A 26,141-nucleotide genomic window follows, 5' to 3' on the forward strand; every position below is an offset into this window, starting at 1 on the left:
CAACCGTCCAGGAACTGCATGAAATTCACCGTAATTGTTGCTTCACTTGCCATGACCTGGGCCAGCGCCGGCGCGCTGGCAGCGCCAGCCAACCCGCCAGCCGCCGCTGCTAATGCTCCTGCTGCCAATGCACCTGCTGCCAACGCTGCCGCTGCTGCGCCGGCAGCAACCGGCGCCAAAACCGCGCCAGCAGCGCCTGCGATTCCGGGCATTGCCGTGAAACCGCCAGCCACGCCTGGCGCTGTTGCTCCCCCTGCCGCTGCTGCCGCTGCTGCCGCTGCTGCTGCCGCTGCTGCCGACTCCGCGCCGCTGCCGCCACCCTCGTCCGCCGCCCAGCACCTGTATGCCTCGGCCAAGAACGACATCCTGCAAGTGCGCTCGCTGCTCAAGAGCGGCCGCACCCAGTCGTCGGTCGGCTCCGGCTTCTTGATCGGCACCAGCAACCTGGTGGTGACCAACTACCACGTGGTGTCGCAATTTGCGCTCGACCCGGACACCTATGTCGGCGAATGGGTCGATACCAGCGGCAAGCGCGGCAATGTCGAATTGCTGGCCGTGGACGTGCTGCACGACCTGGCCGTGCTGCGCGTGAGCCGCAACGGCACCGGCTTCTTCAAGATGCCCGACCAGCTGGCGCGCCTGACGCAAGGCCAGTACCTGTACTCGATGGGCAATCCGCTCGACCTCGGCTTCGCCATTTCCGAGGGCGCCTACAACGGCGTGATCGCCCGCAGTTTTTACGACCAGCTGATGTTTACCGGCCCGATCAACTCCGGCATGAGCGGCGGCCCCAGCGTGACGGTGGACGGCTCGGTGGCCGGGGTCAACGTTTCCAAGCGCCTCGATGGCGAACTGGTGAGCTTCCTGGTGCCGGCCCGTTTTGCCCAGGACCTGCTGAAAAAAGTCGAACAACAGTCCAAGCCGCCGGCCGACTTCAACGCCGTGGTCGCCAGCCAGTTGCTCAGCCACCAGCGCGCCATGGTCGACCAGTTGCTGGCCACGCCGCTGAGCCTCAAACCCATGGGACCATACATGGTGCCGGTGCGCGAGTCCGAGCAGATGCGTTGCTGGGGCCGCTCGAGCGTGAAGGCCGACAAGCCGTTCACGGTCGATGACGCCAGTTGCGCGATGGAGTCGGCGATCTTTATCAGCGGCACCTTGCAGACCGGCCAGATCAGCATTCGCCACCAGTTCATGCGCAGCAACGGCCTCGACCAGTTGCGCTTTTCGCAACTGGCGTCCGCCTCGTTCAAGAACGAGCATTTCGGCAGTTTCAAGGACAGCCGCCTGACCGGCCCGAACTGCACGGAAGACTTCGTCAAAGCCAGGGACGTGCCGTTGCGCGCAGTGCTGTGTGTACGCGCCTACCGCAAGTTTGCCGGCCTGTACGACTTTGCCCTGCTGACCGCCGCCACCGACCAGGGCTCGATGAGCCTGCAAAGCCGGCTCGACGCACGCGGCGTGTCCTACGATAACGGCATGCGCCTGACCCAGGTGTTTCTCAATTCGATGTCGCTGGCCCCCAAAAAAGCCGTGCCGGCCAAGCCGGCAGCCGGAGGTGCACGATGAGCGCCCCCTACTTCATCGAGATACTGGCCCGCAACGGCGACGTGCTGCACCGCCACAAGGTGGCGGACTTGCCGATCCGTATCGGCCGTGGCTACGACAACGACGTCATCCTCGACGACGCCCATAGTGCTGCTTCGCACGCGATGGTCGACCTGGACGACAACGGCAAATTGCTGCTGCGCGACCTGGGCAGCAAGAACGGCACTTTTGCCCACGGCAAACGCGCTAACGGTGCCGGTGTCACCGTCGAAGGCAACACCGTGGTGCGCCTGGGCCACACCCGCCTGCGCATTCGCGCCGCCGACTATCCGGTGCCGGCCGAAGTGGCCGACACCACCATGCACGGTTGGGAAGGCACTGTTCCCGCCGCCATCGGCCTGGCGCTGATCGCCGTTTTCAGTTGCCTGGAAACCTGGATTTCCGACATCGAACCGTTCGCCCTGATCCGCTACCTGCTGGTACTGGCGTCGAGCCTGGGCCTGGGCCTGCTGTGGGCCGGCGCCTGGGGCCTGGCCAACCGCCTGTTCGGCAGCCACGCGCGCATGGGCCGCCACCTGTTCATCCTCGGCAGCGGCTTGGCCGCCGTGTTTGCCTGGCGCGCGCTCGGCAGCCTGGTCGCCTACGCCTGGTCGGCCGAAGTATTCACCCGCTATGGCAGCCTGGTCACGCTGGCGATCGTGTGCGCGATGCTGTTCTTCCACCTGATCACCATCAAGCCGCACCACCCGCGCCGCTTCGCCATCACGGCCTGGGTGATGCTGGTGGTCGGTGCGGCGCTGTCGCTGCTGAACAATGCCCAATCGACGGGGCGCACCTCCGACGAGCTGTACATGTCGGTGCTGTTGCCACCGGAAGTACGGCAAAGCCCGGACCGCAACCTCGACCAGTTCCTCAGCAATGCGGCCAAGCTCAAGCAAGGCGCCGATGCGGCGCGCGCGCGCTCGGTCACCGATGGCTTCGGCGACGGCGATGACGACAGCGGCGACGGCGAAGTCACGGACTAATCCGTGTCGGCAAGGCAAGGGGACAGCGCTTGCGGATGGGGTGGGCTATATTGATGTCGATTCGACCATCTTTTAATCTCACTGGACATCAACATGACCATCCGCACCCTGCTCTCCTCCGTCCTGATCGGCATCGTCGCCAGCGCCCGCTCGATGACGCCGATGGCCACCATCGCCGCCGCCCGCCTGGCCGGCCGCCGTACCCCGGGCGAACTGTTCCTGCTTGACCGCCCGATCTTCAAGTTCGGCGCGCTGGCCATGGGCGCAGGCGAACTGTACGGCGACAAGATGAAAACCGCACCGGACCGCACCGTGGCGCTGGGCCTGATCGCCCGCGTGGCCAGCGCCGGCATGCCGGCGCCGCCCTGGCGCCGAAAGGCCGCGAAGGCGCGGGCGCCGCTGTGGCCGTCGCCACCGCCGTGCCGATGGCTTACCTGACGCTGGCCGGGCGCAAGGAAGGCATCGCGCGCATCGGCCAGACCCGCAGCGGCCTGATCGAGGATGCGCTGATCGTGGCGGCCGGGATTGCGATCGTGGCGCTGGCCACGCGGTCGAATCAACAATAGCGGCCCTCTGACGCGTTGCCGCTTGCTCAACCGAATGTCGATATGTGCTAACGTGAGTACATCAGCTGACGCTTGCGGTATTGCCATGAACATCACCACCATATCCAGTCGCGAATTCCACCAAGCGGTGAGCGCAGCAAAGCGCGCCGCAAATCAGGGGCCGGTCCTCATCACGGAAGGGGCGCGCCCGACCCACGTGCTGATGAGCTTTGAAGATTACCAAAAGCTCACCATGCAGCGACGCAGCATTGCCGATGCACTGGCGATGCCGGATATCTCCGGCATCGAGTTCGATCCGCCGCAGGCGATCATCAATGCCAAGCCAGCTGGTTTAGTATGATCTCCGATCTCGATACCAAAACTCAGGCAAACGAAACGCACGCCTTCCCTTCCGCGTTGGCAGATCAGGCCGGCCCAATCGTATCAGCACTCGCCATGGGCGTGATGCACCATGCGGTATACACTCACAAGTCTGTCAGCGTTGGCGGTGAGCAGTTGCACATTCCCGCTCGCGTGTATTACGACACAGAGCGACTGCTGACAGCCGCCACTGCCCCAGGCGACGCGGGACTGATCGCCCTGTGCCTCGGCACCCGTCACCACGATGGCTTTGTCCGGGAACAGTGCCTGCGCCGTATCCTGACCAGCGATGCGCCTTGGCTGGCGCCGTTCGTGGTGCAGCTTCTCGGCGAGTATGTCATCGAAATCATCGAACCCATCCTTGAACGCTTCAGCCAGGGCATCGAAGCGAAATACCTGGATTTCTACCAACATAACCTCGCCTATTGCGAAGGCGTAGAACAGCGGGCGACCAGTTATTGGGCTGCCTATTATCGGCACCGCTTTGCCACCCGCAAGGAATACCCGGGGCTGATGGCGCTGGCCGCGCTGAAGCAGCAATATCCGAGATCGAAAGAACAGTGATAGCCTGATTCACCCGATCCATGCAACAAAGTGTCTCTGGCTACGCGGTATTTCTGCGCCGGCTAACCGCCTACAGTGGTGATTTTACGAGAGCCACCTGATGTCCACGATCCGCTTGCAATACCTGTTCGATCCGCTGTGTGGCTGGTGCTATGCCAGCGCCCCAGCGCTGGCCGGTTTGTCGGCTACCTTTCCATCGCTGCTGGAACTGCATCCGAGCGGCCTGTTTTCCGGTGCGGGTGCCCGGGCCCTCACGTCCGAATTCGGCGACTATGCCTGGAGTAACGACCAGCGTATCGCCGCCATGACCGGCCAGGTCTTCAGCGAGGCCTACCGCAAGAACGTGTTGCAGGCAAGCGGCGTGCGCTTCGATTCGGAAATCATCAGTCGCGCGCTGACCGCCATCGCGGCGATCGACTCCCGACTGGAAGCGGGCCTGCTGCACCGCCTGCAAAGCGCCCGTTATGTCGGTGGCAAGGACACTGCCGATGCCGGCGTCGTCGCGCGCACCATGGCCGCCTGCCTGCAGGAGCACGGCCACCACGCCGACGCCACCGAGCTGGCGCTGCAACTGGCTGCGGATGCCGGCCTGGCGCAGCGCACTGCGGCCCGTATCGAAGCCGCGCAGGGCTTGATGGCGCAACTGGGCGTGCGCGGCGTGCCGCAACTGATCGTGCGCATCAACGACGCCGTGGTGCCGATCAGCAGCAGCGCGCTGTACCACGGCCCGGACTTGTTGATTGCCGAATTGCGCCGCCTGTTCGGCAAGGGCCTGGCCGAAGTCGCCTGACTCGTTTAGTCGACGTCGGCTGGCTTGGGGTCAGGCTTGAGCAGCAGCAACTGCTCATCCATCACGTGAATTTCCAGCGGGTTGCTCATCATGGTGATCTCGCCATCGGTGGCCACCTTGACCTGGCGCCGCCGCGACAGGCTGCGCACCTTCACTTCCACTCGCTTGAAACTGAAGGTGGTCAGCTCGTCGGCCTGGTTCAGCCGCCCCATCCGGCCCAAGGCGCCGTGCAGCATCAGCCATAACATGCCGAACTTGCCCTTGGTGCGCGGCGCCACCGCTGCCAGGCGGCCGTCTTCCAGCGCGTCGCTGAGCGGCGGGATGCCGATCTGTTCCATCTGCAGCCGGTTGTTCCCGACAAAGAAAGTGGCGGTGCGCAGGTGGCGTGGCTTGCCGTCGATATTCAACGCCAAGCGCAGCCTTCGATGCGGTCTCAACAAAGTCTTGAAGGCCGAGAACACCGCCACCAGCCGGCTGCGGCCGAACTGCTGCTTGTCCGCTTCGCGCGCTTCCAGCATGTTGGGATACAGACCGATGCTGGCGTTGACCAGGAACACGCGGTCGTTGATTACGCCGACCTGCACCGCATGCACGCGCGAAGCCAGCAGCGCGTGCACCGCCTCGGTCAAATCCTCGGGAATACCGTGGGTGCGGCCAAAATAGTTGAACGTCCCTTGCGGCAGCACGCCAAACTTGCAGCCGTGCGCCACCGCCTGCCGCGCCACCGCGTTGATCGTCCCATCGCCGCCGGCAGCCACCAGCACGCCGCCGCTGTCGGCCGCCTGTTTGGCCAGCCTGGTGGCAATCTCGTCGATGGTATCGGGCTGGTCGATCATGGTCAGTTCGAAGCGGCGGCCGGCGTCGCGCATGACCGTCTCGATGGTGGAACGGCGCTCGTCGGTCTCCGAATGGCCGGAGCCGGCGTTGAGGGCAATGAAAAAAGTGGCGTCGTGGGGGGCAGCGGTCGCTGTCATGGCTCGGTCAGGTTATTCATGCATCACCAGTTCGGTGCGGATGGTCATTGTAACGTTGACATTAACGCCGTTGATGTTTCATTGGTGTTTGGAAATTCCTGCGCTCTCGCTTTTTATCTTTTCTGGCGCAATGACGGACTGTCCCCCATAAATAGCACTCCATCGCTGGAATCGCACTGATCGTCTCAAACCTCCAGGCCACCGCCACTATCCACGTAATATGCGGCAGGATGTATTACTGACACTTTTTTAGAGGACAACGCAAATGACATTGAATTTTCCCGCAGCGCTTGCCGGCGCAGCACTCGGCATCATGATGCTCACTGGCAGTGCGCACGCGGCCACCACGGACGCCGAACTGGTCTCCCTGGTCGAGCGTCACGCCCAGGCCCAGGGCGCGTTCGACCAGGCCACCTTGCGCGCCACCACCGCCGAGAACTATGTCGAGATATCGCCGGTCGGCGAAGTCGACAGCCGCGAGAAGATGTTGTCGTTCTACGCGCCGGAGTTGAAGCGCCCTGCCCCGCAGGTCCAGGTGGACGAGCCGGCGGTGCGCATCATGGGCGATACGGCGCTGGTATCGGCCCGACTTTCCTACACCATGAACCAGGATGGGGCGACCCGCAAATTTGCCATGCGCGGCGGGTACGTCGCCCGCCTGGTCGGCCAGCAGTGGTTGCTGGTGTCGGCGCAATATACGGGCATCCGCCCATCCAAACCTTAACTACGCCGGCCAGCCCCGCAACACCTGGTCCACCACCTCCTGCAACTGCTGGCGCGTCGCGCCGGCGGCCGACTGCACTGCCATGCCGTTCGATACCGTCATCACGTAGCGCGCCATCTGGCCCGGGCAACAGTCGGCCGGCAAATCGCCCTCCTCGCGCGCCTGTTCCAGCCGCTGCTTCAGGCGCGCTTCGCTCAGTGCCCGGTGCTCGATCAGCGAGGCCTGCACAGGGCGCGCATCGTCGCTGCACGCCAGCGCGCCATTGATCACCAGGCAGCCTTGCGGATTGTCGGTTTCGGTCTGGGCGTTGGCGTTGCCACGTAAAAAATGCTCGACCACGGCGCGCGCGGTCGGCTGCTCCATCGCCGCATTGAACAGCGGATCGTGGCTGGCGCTGTAGCGCTCCAGCGCCAGGCGGAACAGGTTTTCCTTGTTGCCGAACACGGCGTACAGGCTGGGGCGGTTCATACCCATAGCCTCGGTCAGCTCGGGCAAAGAGCTGCCTTCGTAGCCTTTTTCCCAGAATACCTTCATCGCCTTTTCCAGCGCCGTATCGGCATCGAAGGTGCGTGGGCGCCCGGTCTTGCGGGTGGTGGATGCGGATTCTTTCATACCATTCGGTTAAAAACTCGTTGACAACATGCTGTTCATGGATTCATTATGAACCGACCAGTAAAAAACTCAAGGGTTTTTACGGACCAATTCAACCTACCCGGAATCCATATTATGCAACAGACTTCTCCCGCCCATACCCTGCCCGGGGACGCCACAGCCGCGACGTCCACCATCGCCCCCACCCGCGCCGCCTGGCTGGCAGTGCTGTCGGTCGGCATCGGCTCGTTCGCGCTGGTGACTACCGAGTTCCTGCCGGTCGGCCTGCTGCCGTCGATCGCGGCCGAGCTGCGTATTTCCGAGGGCACGGCCGGCATGATGGTCACCCTGCCCGGCATCATCGCCGCGTTTGCGGCCATCCTCGTCACCATCGGCATCGGCAAGACCGACCGCCGCTACGTGATCGCGGGCCTCACTGCCACGCTGATCATCTCCAACCTGATCGTGGCACTCAGCGATTCGTTCGCGCTGATCCTGCTGGCGCGGGCACTACTCGGGGTTGGCGTGGGCGGCTTCTGGGCCATCGGCGGCGCGATCGGCACGCGGCTGGTGCCGCCTGCGTATGCGGCGCGGGCGACGTCGATCATATTTGCCGGCGTGTCGGTCGGCACGGTGGCAGGGGTACCGGCCGGCGCCCTGCTCGGCGAGATCGCGGGCTGGCGCGCGGCGTTCCTGGCCACCGGTGCGATTGGCGTGGTGGTCCTGCTGCTGCAACTGGCGCTGATGCCCAGCCTGCCGGCCGCCGGTTCGCTGACGTTCCGACAGGTGCCGGAACTGCTGCGCATCAAGAAGGCGCGGCTGGGCATGGCGGTGACCCTGCTGGTGTTTATCGGGCAGTTCACGGCCTACACCTACGTGACGCCGTTCCTGGTGCAGGTGGCGCAACTGGGCGCCGGCGTGATCAGTGCGTTGTTCCTGGCCTATGGCGTAGCGGGTTTCATCGGCAACCTGCTCGGCGGCTGGCTGGTGGCGCGCAGCGTGCGCCGCGCGTTGATCGCGGTGGGGCTGGTGATCGGGTTCTCGACCCTGGCGCTGCCGGTGGCAGGTACGTCGCTGGCGGGCGTGGTGGTGCTGATCGTGACCTGGGGCCTGGGCTTCGGCATGATGCCGATCGCGGTGCAAAGCTGGATGTTCAAGGCGGCGCCGCATGCGATGGAAAGTGGTGGCGCGGTATTCGTCTCGACGGCGCAGGTCGCGCTGGCCGGTGGCGCACTGGTTGGCGGCATCGTGGCCGACCACCTGGGCGTGTCCGGCGTGATGATAGTCGGCGGTGCGTTTGCGCTGGCGATGGCGTTGGTGATCTGGCGGTTCGGGATGGAGGATGGCGGGCCGGGCGCCAGGTTGGCGGCGGTACATTGATTGTCGGTGAGATTTGCTGCGACTCTCACGTTCCATGGATCCCCGCCTGCGGGGGGGATGACGGAATTAAAGGCTGTGGCGTTCGCGAACATGACGGATTTATGGCCCGAGACCTGGGCGCCGTCATCCTCGCGCACGCGGGGATCCAGGTTTTGTCAAATCCGCCCGCGCCGGAATTCGGCCAGGAAGGCCTTGGTCTGTTTGGGCGACAACACCTGCACCGCATCGCCATGCCACGCGTACATGTACTGGTTGCCGCCCCGGTCGGTCAGCTTGGCGTCGAGCAGGAAGCACGTGCCCAGCGGGTACGTGTCCAGGTCTTTCAGGCGCTGCGAGCACTGCACCAGCAGCTCCGGCGAAAACGCCTGGCCCGGCACCGGGTGGATTTCCACCGCACTGCCGCGCTGCACCGAGTGCACCGCCACCTGGCGGTAGGCATAGATGTCGCGCGCCATCAGTCTTCGGTGGCCAGCAGCAGGGCCACTGCCTCGGCAGCGATGCCCTCCTCGCGGCCGAGGTAACCGAGCTTCTCGTTGGTCTTGGCCTTGATGTTCACCTGCCCCACTTCCACGCCCAGGTCCGCTGCCACGTTGGCGCACATGGCGGCAATGTGCGGCGCCATCTTCGGCTTTTGCGCGATGATGGTCGCGTCGATATTGCCGATACGGTAGCCAGTGGCGGCCACGCGGCGGGCCGCTTCCTTGAGCAAGGTGCGCGAATCGGCGCCCTTGAACTGGGCGTCGGTGTCCGGGAAATGCTTGCCGATGTCGCCGAGCGCGGCGGCGCCCAGGATGGCGTCGGTGATCGCGTGCAGCAGCACGTCGGCATCCGAGTGTCCCAGCAAGCCCAGGTGGTGCGGGATGTCGATGCCGCCGATGATCAGCTTGCGGCCTTCGACCAGTGCGTGGCAATCGTAGCCCTGGCCGATGCGGAATGGAAGTTTGCTCATATTGTCCTTGGTAGTTTATGCGTCGGCGGCCAGGTACATCTCGGCGATGCGGATGTCGGCCGGCAGCGTGACTTTCAGATTTCTTGGATGGCCTTCGATCAGCCGCGGCGACAGGCCCAGCATCTCGACGGCGCTGGCGTCGTCGGTGATGGCGTTGGCATCCGGGGCGCTGCCAAGCGCGCGCAGCAGCAGCGCGTAGCTGAACATCTGCGGCGTTTGCGCCAGCCACAGGCCGGTGCGCGGCACAGTGCTGACACCGTCGGCGCTGCGCTTGACGGTATCGACCACCGGCAAGGCCAGCAAGCCGCCGGCCGGGTGGTCACCCACGCCGTGCACCAGCTTTTCAATCAGCGCCGGCGTCAGGCCCGGACGGGCGGCGTCGTGCACCATCACCAGGTCGGTATCGCGCAACTGACCTTGCAGCGCGCGCAGGCCATTCAGCACGGTATCCATGCGGGTGGCGCCGCCGCAGCGCAGCACCGTCACGCCGTCGAGGCCCGGTGGCAACACGCCGTCGATCTGGCCGTCGTCCGCGCTGACCACCACGTAGGTGTGCGCGACCAGCGCGCTGGCGCGGAAGGCGTCCACCGCGTGGCGCAGTAGCGGCTTGCCGCCGACCGGCAGGTATTGTTTGGGGCCGTTGGCGGCCATGCGCGCACCAACGCCGGCGGCGGGCAGCAAGGCGAAATAGCGGGGTTGGTTGGTGTCGTTCATGGGTTCTTATTGTTTGCGGCGGCGCTGTTCGATGATGCGGCGGATGTCGCCGTTACAGGTCTCGGCCAGGCGCGCGTATTCCTGCGGGGTGTCGATTTTAGCCTGTTCCACGTTGCCCTTGTCGAATTCCGCCTTGATAAACGGGAACCAGACGCTGTTGATCTCGTGCTGCAGCGCCGATTGCGCGGTGCCCGAAGGCGCGTACAGCGGCCTGGCGTCGAAGCGCTTTTCCAGCGCCGCGCGCACCACTTTTTCCACCCGCACCAGGTTGTCCATGTAGGCCTGGAGATGGCGCTGCTCGTGCTCGAGGATGACGTTGTAGGCGCAGGTACCGGGAGCGAACTCGTTGCCGACGTAGATCAGCACTGGCGCGTAGTTGAGTTTCAACTCCACCTTGGGCGCCACGCACTCGTAGCCGCTCACCGGGTCCTGCAACATCGGTCCGCCCAGCGTGGCCGAATATTGCGCGCGCGTGACTGTCAAGCCCAGCGTCTCGCGGCGGCCGTCGATGCTGCCGGTCTTCAGCGTCAGTGCGCGGTATGGCAGCTGGTTGTTGATGGTGAAGCCATTGCTCCTGGTCGAGAGCACCGAGATGGTCTTGCTGATCGTGTCTTCGCAGCGGACCTGGAATGGCGTGCGGGCGGCGGCGGCAGCGATGGCCTGCTTTGGGACCAGCACGCCGGCGGCGCCTGATACCAGGACAGCCAACGCCGCTGAGATGGCCAGCACCCGCATACGCTCAGCCCAGCTTCCAGTCGCCGGCGCGCAGCTTGTCGAGCCAGAACGCGCCGATCACGGTTTTCACGTCGGTCACTTTACCTTCGCGCACCCATTGCAGCAGGTCGTCGAGCGGCGCGGTAAACAGTTCGAGGAATTCGCCTTCGTCGAGCTTTTGCTCGCCTGCGACCAGGCCGCGCGCCAGGTAGATGTCCAGGTGCTCGTCAGCGTAGGCGATGGCGTTGTGGATGGTGCAGACGAACTGCCAGTCGGTGGCGGTGTAGCCGGTCTCTTCGATCAGCTCGCGCTTGGCGCAATCGAGCGGATCTTCGTTGGGGTCGATTTTCCCGGCGGGGAATTCGATGAAGGTGCGGTGCAGCGGGTAGCGGAACTGGTTTTCGAGCAGGACGCGACCGTCGTCGAACACGGGCAGGATCACTACCGCGCCCGGATGCTTGATGTACTCGCGCACGGCGCGGCGACCATTGGGCAGTTCAATATCATCGCGTTGGACTTTGAGGAAGTGGCCGTCGTAGGCCAGGTCGCCGTCGAGGCGGGTTTCGGTCAGATTCACTTGCTGCTCCACGATGGTTCGAAGAGCAACAGTGTATCAGCGGACGGCTAGTCGCGGGGACGGCGCAGATAGCGCAGGATAAATCCCGGAAAGCCGAGCACCAGGAACAGGCAGGCGGAAATCGCGTAGAACTCCCAGGTCTGCGGGAAGCGCGTGCCGATCTGACCCTCGAGCGCCATGCCGATGGCGCCGACCACGAAGTACAGGCCGATCATCTCGGCCAGCCGCACGTACAACGGCTTGGCTTCGGTGGACCAGCGTGCTGGCACCAGGGCCAGCACTTTTTCATTAAAGAATGGCAGGTTGGCGGCCGCGATAGCAATCGCGATCACCAACCAGCTGGCGCCATTGACGTCCATCAGGTAGTCAGCGTCACTTTCATCGCGGCTGCGCACACGGCCAGCAGCGGGCCTGGCAGCACGCCCAGCGCCAGGATGGCAACGCCGTTCAGGCTCAGGACCAGTTTCATGTCCGCTGGCGCGCTGAGCGGAGCGCTGTCAACCGGCTCGTCGAACCACATGGTTTTGACGATGCGCAGGTAGTAGTAAGCGCCGATCAGCGAGAACATCACCGCCACCACGGTCAGCCATACCTGGCCGGTACCGAGCAATGCGTTCAGCACCGAGAACTTGGCGGCAAAGCCTACCAGCGGTGGCACGCCGGCCATCGAGAACATCATGATGGTCATCATCAGCGCGAACCAGCCGCTGCGCTTGCCCAGGCCCTTGAAGTCGGCGATGTTGTCGGCATCGAAACCGGCGCGCGACAGCAGCATCAACAGGCCGAAAGTGCCCACGGTGGTCAGCACATAGGTGACCACGTAGAACATCGAGGCGCTGTAGGCAGCTTCCATGCCGCCGTTGCCGACGGTGGTGCCCACGCCCGACAACAGGCCCAGCAGCACGAAGCCGATCTGCGCGATGGTCGAGTACGCCAGCATACGTTTCAGGTTGGTCTGGGCAATCGCGGTCAGGTTACCGATCACCAGCGACAGCACGGCCAGGACCATCAGCATCTGCTGCCAGTCGACTGCCAGCGGCAGCAGGCCTTCCACCAGCAGGCGGATGCACACTGCAAAGGTAGCGATCTTCGGTGCGCCGCCCAGCAGCAGGGTCACTGCGGTTGGCGAACCTTCGTACACGTCCGGTACCCACATGTGGAATGGCACGGCGCCCAGTTTGAATGCCAGGCCAGCGACCAGGAACACGATACCGAACACCAGGATGGTCGGCTTGATGGTGCCGGCAGCAACGGCAGCAGCGACTTTCGAGATTTCCAGGGTGCCGGTGGCGCCGTACAACATCGACATACCGTACAGCAGGAAGCCCGAAGCCAATGCGCCGAGGACGAAGTACTTCATCGCCGCTTCGGTGGCCTTGTGGTTGTCACGACGCAGTGCGACCAGCGCGTACAGCGACAGCGACATCAATTCCACGCCAAGGTAGATGGTGAGGAAGTGCGATCCCGAGATCATGATCATCTGGCCCAGGCCTGCGAACAGCGCCAGGACGTAGAACTCACCGCCCAGGTTGCCGGTCATCATGCCGCGGTCAGTGGTGTACTGGCGCGAATAGATCAGGGTCAGGGCCAGAGCCAGGTACGTAAACAGCTTGAGCAGGTTCGACATCGGGTCGGACACGTACATGCCGTTGAAGGTATACAGCGTGGCGCCGCTCATGAAGTCGCCGTAGCTGATGGCCGCGCAAACGGCCAGCAGTGCCAGCGACAGCAGGTACGTGATCGAGCGCTTGGACTCCGACAAATACATGTCGACCAGCAGTAATAGCGAAGCGCCGACAATCATCGTGACCTCGGCATACGCCGGGGCGATGTTGAACGCCTCTTGTGGAATAGGTGTAATCATTTAGGATTTTCTCGATGTTCCGGTGTTCAGTTTCATTTAAGGCAGCTTGCTTTTAGCAACATGGGCCAGCAGGTCGGCCACCGACGTTTGCATGGTGTCGGTGAATGGCGCCGGGTACAGGCCCATGACCAGCACGGCAATCGCCAGCACGCCCAGCATGAAGAACTCGCGTCCGTTCACGTCGACCAGTGCGGCCACATGGTGGTTGGTCACTTTGCCGAAGATCACGCGCTTGGCCATCCACAGCGAGTAAGCCGCGCCGAAGATCAGTGCCGTGGCGGCCAGCAGGCCAATCCAGAAGTTGTACTGCACTGCGCCCAGGATCACCATGAACTCGCCGACAAAGCCGGAGGTCGCTGGCAGGCCGCAGTTGGCCATCGAGAAGAACACGAACAGCGCGGCGAACTTCGGCATTTTGTTGACCACACCACCGTAGTCGGCGATCTGGCGCGAGTGGGCCTGGTCGTACAGCACACCGATACACAGGAACATGGCGCCGGAGATGAAGCCGTGCGAAATCATTTGCACGATACCGCCCTGCACGCCGATCGGGTTGAAGATGAAGAAGCCCAGGGTGACAAAGCCCATGTGCGCGATCGACGAATAGGCGACCAGTTTCTTCATGTCCTTCTGCACCAGGGCCACCAGGCCGATGTAAATCACGGCGATCAGCGACAGCGTGATCACGAAGCCGGACAGGTAGTGCGAAGCGTCAGGGGTGATCGGCAGCGAGAAGCGCAGGAAACCATAGGCGCCCAGTTTCAGCATGATTGCGGCCAGCACGGCGGAACCGCCGGTCGGCGCTTCCACGTGGACGTCCGGCAGCCAGGTGTGGACCGGGAACATCGGCACTTTCACGGCAAAGGCCATGAAGAAGGCGGCGAAGATGAAGATCTGCTCCTTCATTGTCAGCACGGCGAGGTGCCATTGCAGGATGTCGAAGCTGCCGGTGGTGCGGTACAGGTAGATGATCGCAACGAGCGTGAGCAGCGAACCGAAGAACGTGTACAGGAAGAACTTGAACGAGGCGTACACGCGGTTTTCACCGCCCCACACGCCGATGATGATGTACATCGGGATCAGGGTCGCTTCGAAGAAGAAGTAGAACAGCAGGCCGTCCATGGCGCAGAACACGCCGATCATCAGGCCGGACAGGATCAGGAACGCGCCCATGTACTGCGCGACGCGCGACTGGATCACCTGCCAGGCCGAGATCACCACGATCACCGTGATGAAGGCGGTCAGCGGCACGAACCACAGCGACAGGCCATCGATGCCCAGCGAGTAGTAGATGTTGAAGGTATCGATCCACTTCGATTTTTCGACAAACTGCATGCCGTGGGCGGCGTTGTCGAAATTGGTAATCAGCGGAATCGTCGCCACGAAACTGATCAAGGCGCCGATCAGCGAGCCGATACGTACCAGGCCGGCGTTGGTGTCGCGACCGAGCGCCAGAATCAGGGCGCCGAACACGATCGGGAGCCAGATCGCCAGGCTCAGGTACGGTAATGTAGATATGGTTGACTGCATCATGGTTTTCGTTATCTCTATGCGTATCAGCTAATTAAGCGTGCCAAAACGGCAGGAAGTAGACCAGGAACCCCAGGATGCCCAGGATCATCACGAACGCGTAGTGGTAGATGTAACCGGTCTGACCTACGCGTGCCAGCTTCGAGAACCAGTTCACGACCTTGGCGCTGCCATTGACCAGCAGGCCGTCGATCAGGGTCTTGTCGCCGACATTCCACAAGCCGTTGCCCAGCAGGCGGGCACCGCCGGCGAACACCACCTCGTTGAACTTGTCCATGTAGTACTTGTTCTCGAGCAGCGTGTGCACTGCGGTGAACTTGGCGAAGAACCATGCCGGTACCCGTGGGTTGATCATGTAGCAGTAGTACGCACTGGCCACACCGGCGATTGCCAGCCACAGCGGCAGGGTCGTCAGCGAGTGAATGGTCATCGCCATGGCGCCGTGGAACTCTTCGCCCAGGATTTCCATTGCCTTGTGGTTTTCACCGACAAAGATCACGTTCTTGAAGAAGTCGCCGTGCAGCATCGGGCCGATGGCCAGGTAACCGATGATGACCGAAGGAATCGCCAGCATCACCAGCGGGAACCAGACCACGAATGGCGATTCATGCGGCTTCTGGCCAGGCTCCAGGCCGTGGTGGCCATGGTCGTCTTCCTCTTCTTCGTGGTGCGCGTCCGCATCGTGGCCGTGTGCGGCCGGATCGGCGTGCGCGGTCTTGGCGTGGGCATCGTGATGGGCGTCGTGACCGTGGGCATGGGCCTGGCCGAAACGCTCTTTACCGTGGAACACCAGGAAGTACATGCGGAACGAGTAGAACGCGGTCACGAACACACCAGCCAGTACGGCGAAGTTGGCGAAACCGGCGCCCCAGATATGGGTCTCGTGCACGGCTTCGATGATCGAGTCTTTCGAGTAGAAGCCCGAGAAGAACGGCGTACCGATCAGAGCCAGCGAACCGAGCAGCGACGTGATCCAGGTAATCGGCATGTACTTGCGCAGGCCGCCCATGTTGCGGATGTCCTGGTCGTGGTGCATGCCGATGATGACCGAACCGGCGCCCAGGAACAGCAGTGCCTTGAAGAATGCGTGGGTCATCAGGTGGAATACGGCCACCGAGTAAGCGGAGCAACCGAGGGCAACCGTCATGTAGCCCAGCTGCGACAGGGTCGAGTAAGCGACCACGCGCTTGATGTCGTTCTGGATGATGCCCAGGAAGCCCATGAACAGCGCAGTGATCGAACCGATGACCAGGATGAACGACAGCGCGGTGTCCGACAGCTCGAACAGCGGCGACATGCGCGACACCATGAAGATGCCGGCGGTAACCATGGTCGCGGCGTGGATCAGTGCCGAGATCGGGGTAGGACCTTCCATCGTGTCCGGCAGCCACACGTGCAGCGGGAACTGCGCCGATTTACCCATGGCGCCGATGAACAGGCAGATACAGGCCACGGTCAGCAGCGCCCAGTCGGTGCCTGGCAGCGTCAGCAGTGCCAGCTCGTCCTTCTTGGCGAACACTTCCTGGTAGTTCATGGTGCCGGCGTAAGCCAGCAGCAGGCCGATACCGAGGATGAAGCCGAAGTCGCCCACGCGGTTGACCAGGAACGCCTTCATGTTGGCGATGATCGCGGTAGGACGCTTGTACCAGAAGCCGATCAGGAGGTACGAGACCAGGCCGACTGCTTCCCAGCCGAAGAACAGCTGCAGGAAGTTGTTGGCCATGACCAGCATCAACATCAAGAACGTGAACAGCGAGATGTACGAGAAGAAGCGGTTATAGCCTTCGTCTTCCGCCATGTAGCCGATGGTGTAGATGTGCACCATCAGCGACACGAAGGTCACCACGCACATCATCATCGCCGACAGCGTATCGATCTGGAAACCGACCTCGAAGTTGATGCCGGCCACCGTCATCCAGTGATACACGGTGCCGTTATACGTGGCGCCACCTAGCACCTCGTTGAACGTCATCGCCGACAGGATGAAGGCGATCAGCACGCCGAGGATGGTCGCCGTGTGGGACGTTTTGCGTCCCACGACATTGCCAAAGAATTTGGTTCCTAACAAACCCGCAATCGCGGAGCCGACCAGCGGCGCCAGAGGTACGGCCAGTAGGAGGTTAGGGTTGAGAGTACCCGCCATGATGAACCTTAATCGTTATTTTTCGAAATGAGAACCAAGCCGCGGGATTAACCCTTGAGCCTATCGAGGTCTTCCACATTGATGGTGTCCAGATTACGGAACAGCACCACCAGAATCGCGAGGCCGATCGCTGATTCAGCAGCGGCCACGGTCAGGATGAAGAAAACGAAGATCTGGCCGGCTGCGTCGCCCAGGTAGTGGGAGAACGCGATGAAATTCATGTTCACTGCCAGCAGCATCAGTTCGATGGCCATCAGCAGAACGATGATGTTCTTGCGGTTCAGGAAAATACCAACGATCGAGATCGCGAACAATATCGCGCCAAGAACCAGGTAGTGAGCAAGCGATAAAGTCATGGGGTCTCCTTGTTCTCTGCCGAACCGGTATCGACCTGGCCGCGCGTGGTAACCGGCGCGATCTTGACGATCTTCAGGCGGTCGTTACGTTTTACGCGGACAGCGTCAGCCGGGTCGAAATGCTTGGTGTCCTTGCGCTTGCGCAGGGTCAGGGCCACGGCGGCAACGATCGCCACCAGCAGGATCGCCGCAGCGATCTCGAAGCCATAAACATATTTGGTGAAGATCAGGATACCCAGTTCCTTGGTGCCGCCGATATTACCGGCAGCAACTGCCTGGGTATCGAACGACAGGAACGACTTCCACAGCACGGCAGCCATTTCCAGCACGATGATGACGCCGACGAAGCTGGCCACCGGCAGGTAGCTCCAGAAGTTTTCGCGCAGCCTGCCGGTGTCGATGTCGAGCATCATCACCACGAACAGGAACAGCACCATGACGGCGCCCACGTACACGAGCACCAGCACGATGGCCAGGAACTCGGCTTCGAGCAGCATCCAGATGCCGGCGGCCGAGAAGAACGCCAGCACCAGGAACAGGGCCGCGTGGACCGGATTGCGGGCCGTGATAACGCGCGTGGCAGCCAATATCATGATGGCTGCAAAGGCGTAGAACAAAGCAGTTTTAAATTCCATAACTAACCCAAGAGACGTACAGTTTTTGTTTGAACCACCACTGCGGCGGAGAAGGCGTGACCGTGACTGCCGGCCTGCGCCCTGCCCCGCCTGTCGTCAGCGGTAAGGAGCGTCCGCAGCGCGTGCTTCGGCGATCTGGTTTTCGTAACGATCGCCCACGGCCAACAGCATTTCCTTGGTGTAGTACAGGTCGCCGCGTTTTTCGCCGTGGTATTCCAGCACGTGCGTTTCGACGATCGAATCGACCGGGCACGACTCTTCGCAGAAACCGCAGAAGATGCACTTGGTCAGGTCGATGTCGTAACGCGTGGTGCGGCGCGAACCGTCGTCGCGCTGCTCCGATTCAATCGTGATCGCCATCGCCGGGCACACTGCTTCGCACAGTTTGCAGGCGATGCAGCGCTCTTCCCCGTTCGGGTAGCGGCGCAGCGCGTGCAGGCCACGGAAGCGCGGCGACATCGGCGTCTTCTCTTCCGGGTACTGCACGGTGATCTTGCGCGAGAACATATACTTGCCCGTCAGCGCCATCCCTTTGATCAGTTCGGTCAGCATGAAGCTGCCGATGAAGTCTTTTAAGCGTTCCATTTGTGTCTATTCCTTAGTTCCAGATATTCCATGGGGAATGCATCCAACCGGCCACGAACACCAGGTACACCAGGGTCAGCGGGATGAACACTTTCCAGCCCAGACGCATGATCTGGTCGTAACGGTAGCGTGGGAAGGTACCGCGCACCCAGATGAACACGGACACCAGGAAGAACGTTTTGGCGAACAACCAGAAGAAGCCGCCGAAACCGCCCCAGAATTCCAGGAACGCAAACGGTGCCGACCAGCCGCCGAGGAACATGATCGATGCCAGGGCTGCGATCAGGATCATGTTGGCGTATTCGGCCAGCATGAACATGGCGTACGCCATACCCGAATATTCCACCATGTGACCGGCGACGATTTCCGACTCGCCCTCGACCACGTCGAACGGGTGACGGTTGCATTCAGCCAGGCCCGAGGTCAGGTACACCACGAACAGCGGCAGCAGCGGCAGCCAGTTCCACGACAGGAAGTTCACGCCGTGCGACGCCATCGTACCGGCCTGCTGGCTGGCAACGATATCGCCGAAGTTGAGCGAACCGGTAATCATCAGCACCACGACCAGCACGAAGCCCATCGGGATTTCGTACGAGATCATCTGGGCCGAAGCGCGCATGGCGCCCATGAACGAGTACTTCGAGTTCGACGCCCAGCCGGCGATGATGATGCCGTAGACTTCCATCGAGGTAATCGCCATCAGCAGCAGCAGGCCGGCGTTGACATTGGCCAGCACCGCTTCCGGACCGAAAGGCACCACCGCCCAGGCAGCGAGCGCCGGCATGATGGTCATGACCGGACCGATCACGAACAAACCGGGGTTGGCCTTGGCCGGGGTGATGATTTCTTTAAAGAGCAGTTTCAGCGCATCGGCGATCGGCTGCAGCAGGCCGCCGGGACCGACGCGGTTCGGGCCGATACGGATCTGGATGAAGCCGATCAGCTTGCGCTCCCACAGGGTCAGGTAAGCGACCAGGCCCATCAGCGGCAGCAGCACCACGATGATCTTGATCAGGTTCCAGACGATAGGCCAGACCGGGGCCAACGGGCTGTTGGCGCCCAGGTCGTGCAACGTCGTGACGAATTCAGGCAACGCCATTATTTCACCTCTCCTGCTTTTTCAACGGTGATGGCACCGAACATGCTGCCCAGTGCAGCGGTCGAGCGGTGGGCCGCAGCAACGCGCACGGCGTTCGCTGGCAGCTTGGCGTCAACGGTGGCAACCAGCACTGCGCTGCCATGACCTTGGGTGACCTTGACGGTGTCGCCGGCAACCACGCCCAGCTGCTGCGCCAGTGCTGGCGACAGGTGCGCTTTGGGTGCAGCCGCGTCGGCCATCTTTTGCAGCGACTCGGCGCGGCGCACCACGGCGTCGGCGAAGTAGATCGGGACGTCGGCGATACGCTCAACACCAGTCGATACGCTGGTCGAAGCAACGGCAGCTTGCGCGGCCTTGTTGTTCAGCTTGGCCGAGACGTCGAAGTTGCCGTTACCCAGCACTTCGTCGCGGATCGCTTCCGAGGTGTCGTAGTCGAAACCGGCCAGGCCGAGGATGTTACCGAGCACGCGCAGTACTTTCCACGCCGGGCGGGTTTCCAGCAGCGGCTTGACGGTGCCGTTGAAGCTTTGTGCACGGCCTTCGCAGTTCACAAAAGTGCCCGAGGTTTCGGAAAACGGCGAGACCGGCAGCAGCACGTCGGCGTAGTCCATGCCGTGCTTGTAAGCGGACATGACCACGACCATTTCGGCCTTGTTCAATGCGGCAATCGCCGCTTGCGGATTGTGCGCGTCCAGTTCCGGCTCGACGTTGAGCAGCACGTAGGCTTGCTTGGCTTCGGTAAACGCCGGGGCGGTGGCGCCGTTGGCGTTGACGATGTAAGCACCGACCGTGTTGGCCGCTTCGGTCAGGACACCGAAGGTGGCGCCAGTCTGTTCGGCCAGCCACTGGGCAGCTGCGTGCAGCGCGCCAGCCTGTGGGTGTTGAACCGCAGCGTTACCGAGGAAGATACCCTTGCGCTCGCCGGAAACCAGCGAGGCGGCGACTGCCTTGGCGGCGTCCGACGCTTCGATACCGTCGAAACCGGCCGGTGCAGCGACCGACTTGGCGGCAGCGACGGCGGAAACGATTTGCGACAGCGCGGACAACCACTCGCTAGGTGCAGCGATGACCTTGCTCGACACGTTCATCAACAGGTCGTCGTCGGTCGCGTGCAGGATGGACAGCTTGGCGCCGCCCTTCACTGCCGCGCGCAGGCGGGTGGCCAGCAGCGGGTGATCCTTGCGCAGGAACGAGCCGATCACGAACGCGCGGTCCAGTTGACCGAAGTCGTTGATCGACATGCCCAGCCACGGCGTCACGCCGGTCAGCGAGAAGTCGGACTGGCGCAGACGGGTATCGACGCTGGTCGAACCCATGGCGCGGGTGAGCTTTTGCAGCAGGTGCAGTTCCTCGAGCGTGGAGTGCGGCGTGGCCAGGGTGGCCAGCGCGTTGTCGCCATGCTCGTGGCGGATGTTTTTCAGGCCGTGCGCCACGTATTCGAGCGCGGTCTGCCAATCGACTTCTTTCCACTCGCCGCCCTGCTTGAGCATCGGCTGCGTCAGGCGGTCGGCGGCTTCCAGGCCTTCGTACGAGAAGCGGTCCTTGTCGGAAATCCAGCACTCGTTGACAGCGTCGTTTTCCAGCGGCAGTACGCGCTTGACCTTGCCGCCCTTGACTTGCACGATCAGGTTGGCGCCCAGGCCGTCATGCGGCGAGACCGATTTGCGGCGCGACAGTTCCCACGAACGGGCGCTGTAACGGAATGGCTTCGACGTCAGTGCGCCAACCGGGCACAGGTCGATCATGTTGCCGGACATTTCCGAGTTGACGGTCTGGCCGACGAACGAGGTGATTTCCGAGTGCTCGCCACGGCCGATCATGCCCAGTTCCATCACGCCGGCCACTTCCTGGCCAAAGCGTACGCAACGGGTGCACTGGATGCAGCGGGCCATCTCCTGCATCGAGACCAGCGGGCCGGCGTCTTTCGGCACGACCACGCGCTTGTCTTCTTCGTAGCGCGAATCGGTCTTGCCGTAACCGACTGCCAAGTCCTGCAACTGGCACTCGCCGCCCTGATCGCAGATCGGGCAGTCCAGCGGGTGGTTAATCAACAGGAATTCCATCACCGACTTCTGTGCCTGTACGGCCTTGTCGGAGGCGGAACGCACGATCATGCCAGCCGATACCGGCGTGGCGCACGCAGGCAGCGGCTTCGGTGCTTTTTCCACTTCAACCAGGCACATGCGGCAGTTGGCGGCGATCGACAATTTCTTGTGATAGCAGAAGTGCGGGATGTACGTCCCCAGCTTGTTGGCGGCGTCCATCACCATGCTACCAGCAGGGACTTCGACTTTTTTGCCGTCTATTTCGATTTCAACCATGGTGATTGTTACCAGCTTTTAGATATATGCGGGCACAACGCAAGTCTTGTGCTCGATATGGTGTTCAAATTCTTCGCGGAACTGCTTGATGAACGCACGCATCGGCATAGCCGCAGCGTCGCCCAGCGCGCAAATCGTGCGGCCCTGGATGTTGTCGCAAATGGAGTTCAGCACGTCCAGATCGGAAGCACGGCCCTGGCCGTTTTCGATGCGATGGATCATGCGGTACATCCAGCCCGTGCCTTCGCGGCAAGGGGTGCACTGGCCGCACGACTCTTCGAAGTAGAAGTACGCCAGGCGTTCCATGGCCTTGACCATGCAACGGGTTTCGTCCATGACGATGACCGCGCCCGAGCCGAGCATCGAGCCCGCTTTGGCGATCGAATCATAGTCGAGGTCGGTTTGCATCATGATCTCGCCACGAATCACCGGCGACGAGGAGCCACCAGGAATCACGGCCTTGATCTTTTTGCCGCCGCGCATGCCGCCTGCGAGTTCCAGCAGCTTGGCAAACGGCGTGCCCAGCGGAACTTCGTAGTTGCCCGGACGCTCGACGTCGCCGGAGATCGAGAAGATCTTCGAGCCGCCATTGTTCGGACGACCGATGGCCAGGTACTTTTCCGGGCCCATGTTCAAGATGAACGGCACGGCAGCAAAGGTCTCGGTGTTGTTGATGGTGGTCGGCTTGCCGTACAGGCCAAACGAGGCCGGGAACGGCGGCTTGAAGCGCGGTTGGCCCTTCTTGCCTTCGAGCGACTCCAGCAACGCGGTTTCTTCGCCGCAGATATAAGCGCCGTAACCGTGGTGGGCGTGCAGCTGGAATGAAAATTCGCTACCGAGGATGTTATTGCCCAGGAAGCCGGCAGCACGCGCCTCTTCCAGCGCTTCTTCGAACAGCTGGTATTCGGCAAAGATTTCGCCGTGGATGTAGTTGTAACCCACGGTGATGCCCATCGCGTAAGCGCCAATGGCCATGCCTTCGATCAGTGCATGCGGGTTGTAACGAATGATGTCGCGGTCCTTGAAAGTGCCGGGTTCGCCTTCATCCGTATTACATACCAGGTACTTCTGGCCCGGGAACTGGCGCGGCATGAAGCTCCACTTCAGACCGGTCGGGAAGCCCGCACCGCCACGGCCGCGCAGCGACGACGCTTTCAGGTCGGCGATGATCTGTTCCGGGGTGATCTTTTCTTCGATGATGCGGCGCAGGGCGCTGTAGCCACCGCGCTTGACGTAGTCTTCGAGGTGCCAGTTTTCGCCGTCGAGGCCGGCGAGAATGACTGGGTCGATGTGACGATTGTGCAGTGACGTCATTTGGCGCTCCCGCTCAGTTCACCGACCAGGGTGTCGATCTTGTCGTTGGACATGAAGCTGCACATGCGGTGATTGTTCACCAGCAGCACCGGTGCGTCGCCGCAGGCGCCCATGCACTCCCCTTCCATCAGCGTGAATTCGCCGTCTGCCGTGGTGTCACGGTAGTCGATGCCCAGCTTTTGCTTCAGGTGTTGCGCGGCGCGTTCGCCGCCCGACAGCGCGCATGGCAGGTTGGTGCACACGGTGATCTTGTGCTTGCCGATGGGCTTCAAGTTATACATATTGTAGAAAGTGGCCACTTCCTGCACGGCGATTGCCGGCATGCGGATGTAGTCGGCCAGTTCCTGCATGGTTTCCGGCGAGATCCAGCCCAGTTCAACCTGGGCGTGCGCCAGCGCGGCCATGACGGCGGACTGACGCTGGTCGTCCGGGTACTTGGCCAGCTCGCGGTCGATTTTTTGATAGCACTGCTCTGATAACAACATACTTTTGCCTCTTAGCGGTCAATACTGCCGAACACGATGTCCTGCGTACCGATGATGGTCACGGCGTCGGCAATCATGTGGCCGCGCGACATTTCGTCCAGCGCTTGCAGGTGCACATAATCGGGCGTGCGCAACTTCATGCGGTAGGGCTTGTTGGCGCCGTCCGACAGCAGGTACACGCCAAACTCGCCTTTCGGGTGCTCCACGGCGGCATACGCTTCGCCTGGTGGCACGTGGAAGCCTTCGGTAAACAGTTTGAAGTGGTGAATCAACGATTCCATGTTGGTCTTCATGTCCACGCGGTTAGGCGGGGCAACCTTGTGGTTGCTGGTGATGACCGGACCTGGATTGTTGCGCAGCCACTCCACGCACTGCTTGATGATCTTGTTCGACTGGCGCAGCTCTTCCACGCGCACCAGGTAGCGGTCGTAGCAGTCGCCGTTGGTGCCGATGGCCACGTCGAAGTCCATCAGGTCGTACACTTCGTAAGGCTGGTGCTTGCGCAGATCCCACTGGATGCCCGAACCGCGCAGCATGGCGCCGGTAAAGCCCATCGCCAGTGCGTCTTCCGGGGTCACCACGCCGATGCCGACGGTACGCTGTTTCCAGATACGATTGTCGGTCAGCAGCGTTTCGTACTCGTCCACGTAAGTCGGGAAACGAGCGGTAAACGCTTCGATGAAGTCCAGCACCGAACCCTGGCGGTGTTCGTTCAGGTCGGCAATCGCCTTGGCCGAACGGATGATCGACGGCTTGTGCTGCGGCATGGTGTCCGGCAGGTCGCGGTACACGCCGCCCGGGCGGTAGTAGGCCGCGTGCATGCGCGCGCCCGACACCGCCTCGTACACGTCGAACAGGTCTTCGCGGTCGCGGAAGCAGTACAGGAACGGACCCATCGCACCGACGTCGAGCGCGTGCGCGCCCAGCCACATCAGGTGGTTCAGGATACGGGTGATTTCATCGAACATCACGCGGATGTATTGCGCGCGCAGCGGCACTTCCAGGCCCAGCAGCTTTTCGATGGCCATGACGTAGGCGTGCTCGTTGCACATCATCGACACGTAATCGAGGCGGTCCATGTACGGCACCGACTGCAGGTAGGTCTTTTGCTCGGCCAGCTTCTCGGTACCGCGGTGCAGCAGGCCGATGTGCGGATCGGCGCGCTGGATCACTTCGCCGTCGAGCTCGAGCACCAGGCGCAGCACGCCGTGCGCGGCCGGGTGTTGCGGACCGAAGTTCAGGGTGTAATTCTTAATCTCAGCCATTATTTAATCCCGTAGTTTTCTTCGCGGATCACGCGCGGCACGTTTTCACGCGGCTCGATGGTGACCGGCTGGTAGATCACGCGCTTCTGCTCGGGGTCGTAACGCATTTCGACATAGCCCGACACCGGGAAGTCCTTGCGGAACGGGTGGCCGATGAAGCCGTAATCGGTCAGGATGCGGCGCAAGTCGTTGTGATTCTCGAACAGGATGCCGAACATGTCGAACGCTTCGCGCTCGAACCAGTTCAGGCAGCGCCACAGCGGCGTGAGCGACGGGAACACCGGCATCTCGTCGTCGCTGGCGAAGCAGCGCACGCGCACGCGCCAGTTGTACTTGAGCGACAGCAGGTGAATCACGACCGCGAAACGCTGGCCGTCCCAGGCGCCTTCGCCATAGGTGAGGTAGTCGACGCCGCACAGGTCGATGGCTTGCTCGAAACCGAGGGTGGCGTCGTCGCGCAGCGTTTGCATCACGGCGTAGTAGTCGGCCTGCTTGACGGTGAGAGTGATCTCGCCGAGCGCCACGACAGTACTAACGCGTTCGCCCAGGGCAGTGCCGAGGGCGGTTTGGAGTTGTTCTAATTTGGTAGTCATCGTGCGATGGTGTTGGTACGCTTGATCTTGTTCTGCAGCTGCATGATGCCGTACAGCAGCGCCTCAGCGGTGGGCGGACAGCCTGGCACATACACATCGACCGGCACGATGCGGTCGCAACCGCGCACCACCGAGTACGAATAGTGGTAGTAGCCGCCGCCGTTGGCACAGGTGCCCATCGAGATGACCCAGCGCGGTTCCGGCATCTGGTCGTAGACCTTGCGCAGCGCAGGGGCCATCTTGTTGCACAGCGTGCCGGCCACGATCATCACGTCGGACTGACGTGGCGATGGACGGAACACCACGCCGAAGCGGTCCATGTCGTAACGGGCCGCGCCCACGTGCATCATTTCAACCGCACAGCAGGCCAGACCGAACGTCATCGGGAACATCGAACCCGTACGCGCCCAGTTGATCAGCTTGTCAGCCGAGGTAGTGATGAAACCTTCGTTTAATACGCCTTCAATAGCCATGG

30 protein-coding genes are annotated in these 26,141 nt (G+C 62.2%); 9 read left to right on the top strand and 21 right to left on the bottom strand.

Translation table 11 applies throughout. The annotated features are described in order from the left end of the window. Window positions 1-18: 18 nt before the first annotated feature. From DUPY_RS19255 to DUPY_RS19280, 7 genes are all read left to right on the top strand, one after another. Window positions 19-1,569, top strand: a complete 1,551-nt coding sequence (locus DUPY_RS19255) for a S1 family peptidase (protein WP_229255430.1) — start codon at window positions 19-21, stop codon at window positions 1,567-1,569. Next, window positions 1,566-2,573, top strand: a complete 1,008-nt coding sequence (locus DUPY_RS19260; protein WP_070250177.1) for an FHA domain-containing protein — start codon at window positions 1,566-1,568, stop codon at window positions 2,571-2,573. Before DUPY_RS19255 ends, DUPY_RS19260 begins: the two co-directional genes overlap by 4 nt. Window positions 2,574-2,666: 93 nt before the next feature. Next, window positions 2,667-3,011: a hypothetical protein gene (locus tag DUPY_RS19265; RefSeq protein WP_229255431.1), complete on the top strand. Its 345-nt coding sequence runs from the start codon at window positions 2,667-2,669 to the stop codon at window positions 3,009-3,011. Beyond that, window positions 2,975-3,139 carry a hypothetical protein gene (locus tag DUPY_RS28930; protein ID WP_229255432.1) on the top strand — a complete coding sequence of 55 codons (165 nt, stop codon included), beginning with the start codon at window positions 2,975-2,977 and terminating at the stop codon, window positions 3,137-3,139. The genes DUPY_RS19265 and DUPY_RS28930 overlap by 37 nt, the downstream gene beginning before the upstream one ends. 85 nt (window positions 3,140-3,224) lie before the next feature. After that, window positions 3,225-3,479 carry a type II toxin-antitoxin system Phd/YefM family antitoxin gene (locus DUPY_RS19270; RefSeq protein ID WP_070250179.1) on the top strand — a complete coding sequence of 85 codons (255 nt, stop codon included), beginning with the start codon at window positions 3,225-3,227 and terminating at the stop codon, window positions 3,477-3,479. After that, on the top strand, window positions 3,476-4,063 hold the full coding sequence (locus DUPY_RS19275; protein ID WP_070250181.1) for a hypothetical protein: 588 nt from the start codon (window positions 3,476-3,478) through the stop codon (window positions 4,061-4,063). The genes DUPY_RS19270 and DUPY_RS19275 overlap by 4 nt, the downstream gene beginning before the upstream one ends. 100 nt (window positions 4,064-4,163) lie before the next feature. Further along, complete coding sequence (locus DUPY_RS19280) at window positions 4,164-4,853, top strand: DsbA family protein (protein ID WP_070250182.1); 690 nt, start codon at window positions 4,164-4,166, stop codon at window positions 4,851-4,853. Between the two features lie 5 nt (window positions 4,854-4,858). Here DUPY_RS19280 and DUPY_RS19285 read toward each other — a convergent pair whose 3' ends face one another. Continuing rightward, complete coding sequence (locus DUPY_RS19285; protein ID WP_070250184.1) at window positions 4,859-5,827, bottom strand: diacylglycerol/lipid kinase family protein; 969 nt, start codon at window positions 5,825-5,827, stop codon at window positions 4,859-4,861. Between the two features lie 265 nt (window positions 5,828-6,092). Here DUPY_RS19285 and DUPY_RS19290 point away from each other — a divergent pair, with 265 nt between their 5' ends. Then, a complete protein-coding gene (locus DUPY_RS19290; protein ID WP_084640803.1) occupies window positions 6,093-6,551 on the top strand; it encodes a nuclear transport factor 2 family protein in 459 nt (152 codons plus the stop codon). On the opposite strand, the gene DUPY_RS19295 is transcribed toward DUPY_RS19290, so the two are convergent. Further along, window positions 6,552-7,163, bottom strand: a complete 612-nt coding sequence (locus DUPY_RS19295; protein ID WP_070250186.1) for a TetR/AcrR family transcriptional regulator — start codon at window positions 7,161-7,163, stop codon at window positions 6,552-6,554. Window positions 7,164-7,277: 114 nt separating this feature from the next. On the opposite strand from DUPY_RS19295, the gene DUPY_RS19300 reads away from it, so the two are divergent. Further along, window positions 7,278-8,522 (top strand): MFS transporter, encoded by a 1,245-nt coding sequence (locus DUPY_RS19300; RefSeq protein WP_070250187.1) that lies wholly within the window; start codon window positions 7,278-7,280, stop codon window positions 8,520-8,522. Between the two features lie 155 nt (window positions 8,523-8,677). Here DUPY_RS19300 and DUPY_RS19305 read toward each other — a convergent pair whose 3' ends face one another. The 19 genes from DUPY_RS19305 to DUPY_RS19395 all read right to left on the bottom strand — a co-directional run bounded on the left by DUPY_RS19305 (window position 8,678) and on the right by DUPY_RS19395 (window position 26,139). Further along, window positions 8,678-8,977: a hypothetical protein gene (locus tag DUPY_RS19305; protein ID WP_070250188.1), complete on the bottom strand. Its 300-nt coding sequence runs from the start codon at window positions 8,975-8,977 to the stop codon at window positions 8,678-8,680. Then, window positions 8,977-9,471 (bottom strand): 2-C-methyl-D-erythritol 2,4-cyclodiphosphate synthase, encoded by a 495-nt coding sequence (ispF, locus tag DUPY_RS19310; protein WP_070250189.1) that lies wholly within the window; start codon window positions 9,469-9,471, stop codon window positions 8,977-8,979. Before ispF ends, DUPY_RS19305 begins: the two co-directional genes overlap by 1 nt. A gap of 15 nt (window positions 9,472-9,486) precedes the next feature. After that, a complete protein-coding gene (gene ispD, locus DUPY_RS19315; protein WP_070250190.1) occupies window positions 9,487-10,185 on the bottom strand; it encodes a 2-C-methyl-D-erythritol 4-phosphate cytidylyltransferase in 699 nt (232 codons plus the stop codon). Window positions 10,186-10,191: 6 nt separating this feature from the next. Then, window positions 10,192-10,863 (bottom strand): hypothetical protein, encoded by a 672-nt coding sequence (locus tag DUPY_RS19320; RefSeq protein ID WP_307188201.1) that lies wholly within the window; start codon window positions 10,861-10,863, stop codon window positions 10,192-10,194. A 61-nt stretch (window positions 10,864-10,924) separates the two neighbouring features. Continuing rightward, on the bottom strand, window positions 10,925-11,476 hold the full coding sequence (locus tag DUPY_RS19325; protein ID WP_070250192.1) for an NUDIX domain-containing protein: 552 nt from the start codon (window positions 11,474-11,476) through the stop codon (window positions 10,925-10,927). 47 nt (window positions 11,477-11,523) lie between these two features. Next, window positions 11,524-11,835: a DUF2818 family protein gene (locus DUPY_RS19330; protein ID WP_070250194.1), complete on the bottom strand. Its 312-nt coding sequence runs from the start codon at window positions 11,833-11,835 to the stop codon at window positions 11,524-11,526. Beyond that, on the bottom strand, window positions 11,835-13,340 hold the full coding sequence (gene nuoN, locus DUPY_RS19335) for an NADH-quinone oxidoreductase subunit NuoN (protein WP_070250196.1): 1,506 nt from the start codon (window positions 13,338-13,340) through the stop codon (window positions 11,835-11,837). Before nuoN ends, DUPY_RS19330 begins: the two co-directional genes overlap by 1 nt. Before the next feature lie 36 nt (window positions 13,341-13,376). Next, entirely contained in the window at window positions 13,377-14,873 is a 1,497-nt protein-coding gene (locus tag DUPY_RS19340; RefSeq protein ID WP_070250198.1) for an NADH-quinone oxidoreductase subunit M, read from the bottom strand. A 31-nt stretch (window positions 14,874-14,904) separates the two neighbouring features. Then, window positions 14,905-17,013 (bottom strand): NADH-quinone oxidoreductase subunit L, encoded by a 2,109-nt coding sequence (gene nuoL / locus DUPY_RS19345; RefSeq protein WP_070250201.1) that lies wholly within the window; start codon window positions 17,011-17,013, stop codon window positions 14,905-14,907. Window positions 17,014-17,060: 47 nt separating this feature from the next. Next, window positions 17,061-17,369: an NADH-quinone oxidoreductase subunit NuoK gene (gene nuoK / locus DUPY_RS19350; protein ID WP_019920323.1), complete on the bottom strand. Its 309-nt coding sequence runs from the start codon at window positions 17,367-17,369 to the stop codon at window positions 17,061-17,063. Beyond that, entirely contained in the window at window positions 17,366-18,004 is a 639-nt protein-coding gene (locus tag DUPY_RS19355) for an NADH-quinone oxidoreductase subunit J (protein WP_070250203.1), read from the bottom strand. The genes nuoK and DUPY_RS19355 overlap by 4 nt, the downstream gene beginning before the upstream one ends. A 96-nt stretch (window positions 18,005-18,100) precedes the next feature. Continuing rightward, window positions 18,101-18,589 carry an NADH-quinone oxidoreductase subunit NuoI gene (nuoI, locus tag DUPY_RS19360; RefSeq protein WP_019920325.1) on the bottom strand — a complete coding sequence of 163 codons (489 nt, stop codon included), beginning with the start codon at window positions 18,587-18,589 and terminating at the stop codon, window positions 18,101-18,103. Between the two features lie 13 nt (window positions 18,590-18,602). Then, entirely contained in the window at window positions 18,603-19,688 is a 1,086-nt protein-coding gene (gene nuoH / locus DUPY_RS19365) for an NADH-quinone oxidoreductase subunit NuoH (RefSeq protein WP_070250205.1), read from the bottom strand. Beyond that, window positions 19,688-22,009: an NADH-quinone oxidoreductase subunit NuoG gene (nuoG, locus tag DUPY_RS19370; RefSeq protein ID WP_070250207.1), complete on the bottom strand. Its 2,322-nt coding sequence runs from the start codon at window positions 22,007-22,009 to the stop codon at window positions 19,688-19,690. Before nuoG ends, nuoH begins: the two co-directional genes overlap by 1 nt. Before the next feature lie 18 nt (window positions 22,010-22,027). Continuing rightward, the gene (gene nuoF, locus DUPY_RS19375; protein ID WP_070250209.1) at window positions 22,028-23,323 is read right to left on the bottom strand and encodes an NADH-quinone oxidoreductase subunit NuoF; all 1,296 of its coding nucleotides are present in this window, start codon (window positions 23,321-23,323) and stop codon (window positions 22,028-22,030) included. Then, complete coding sequence (gene nuoE / locus DUPY_RS19380; protein ID WP_070250211.1) at window positions 23,320-23,808, bottom strand: NADH-quinone oxidoreductase subunit NuoE; 489 nt, start codon at window positions 23,806-23,808, stop codon at window positions 23,320-23,322. Before nuoE ends, nuoF begins: the two co-directional genes overlap by 4 nt. Before the next feature lie 11 nt (window positions 23,809-23,819). Next, complete coding sequence (locus DUPY_RS19385) at window positions 23,820-25,073, bottom strand: NADH-quinone oxidoreductase subunit D (protein ID WP_070250213.1); 1,254 nt, start codon at window positions 25,071-25,073, stop codon at window positions 23,820-23,822. Further along, window positions 25,073-25,666, bottom strand: a complete 594-nt coding sequence (locus DUPY_RS19390; protein WP_070250215.1) for an NADH-quinone oxidoreductase subunit C — start codon at window positions 25,664-25,666, stop codon at window positions 25,073-25,075. Before DUPY_RS19390 ends, DUPY_RS19385 begins: the two co-directional genes overlap by 1 nt. Next, entirely contained in the window at window positions 25,663-26,139 is a 477-nt protein-coding gene (locus tag DUPY_RS19395; protein WP_019920332.1) for a NuoB/complex I 20 kDa subunit family protein, read from the bottom strand. The genes DUPY_RS19390 and DUPY_RS19395 overlap by 4 nt, the downstream gene beginning before the upstream one ends. Between the last annotated feature and the right edge of the window lie 2 nt (window positions 26,140-26,141).

The sequence above is a fragment of the Duganella phyllosphaerae genome, from assembly GCF_001758785.1.
GTDB lineage: Bacteria > Pseudomonadota > Gammaproteobacteria > Burkholderiales > Burkholderiaceae_D > Rugamonas > Rugamonas phyllosphaerae.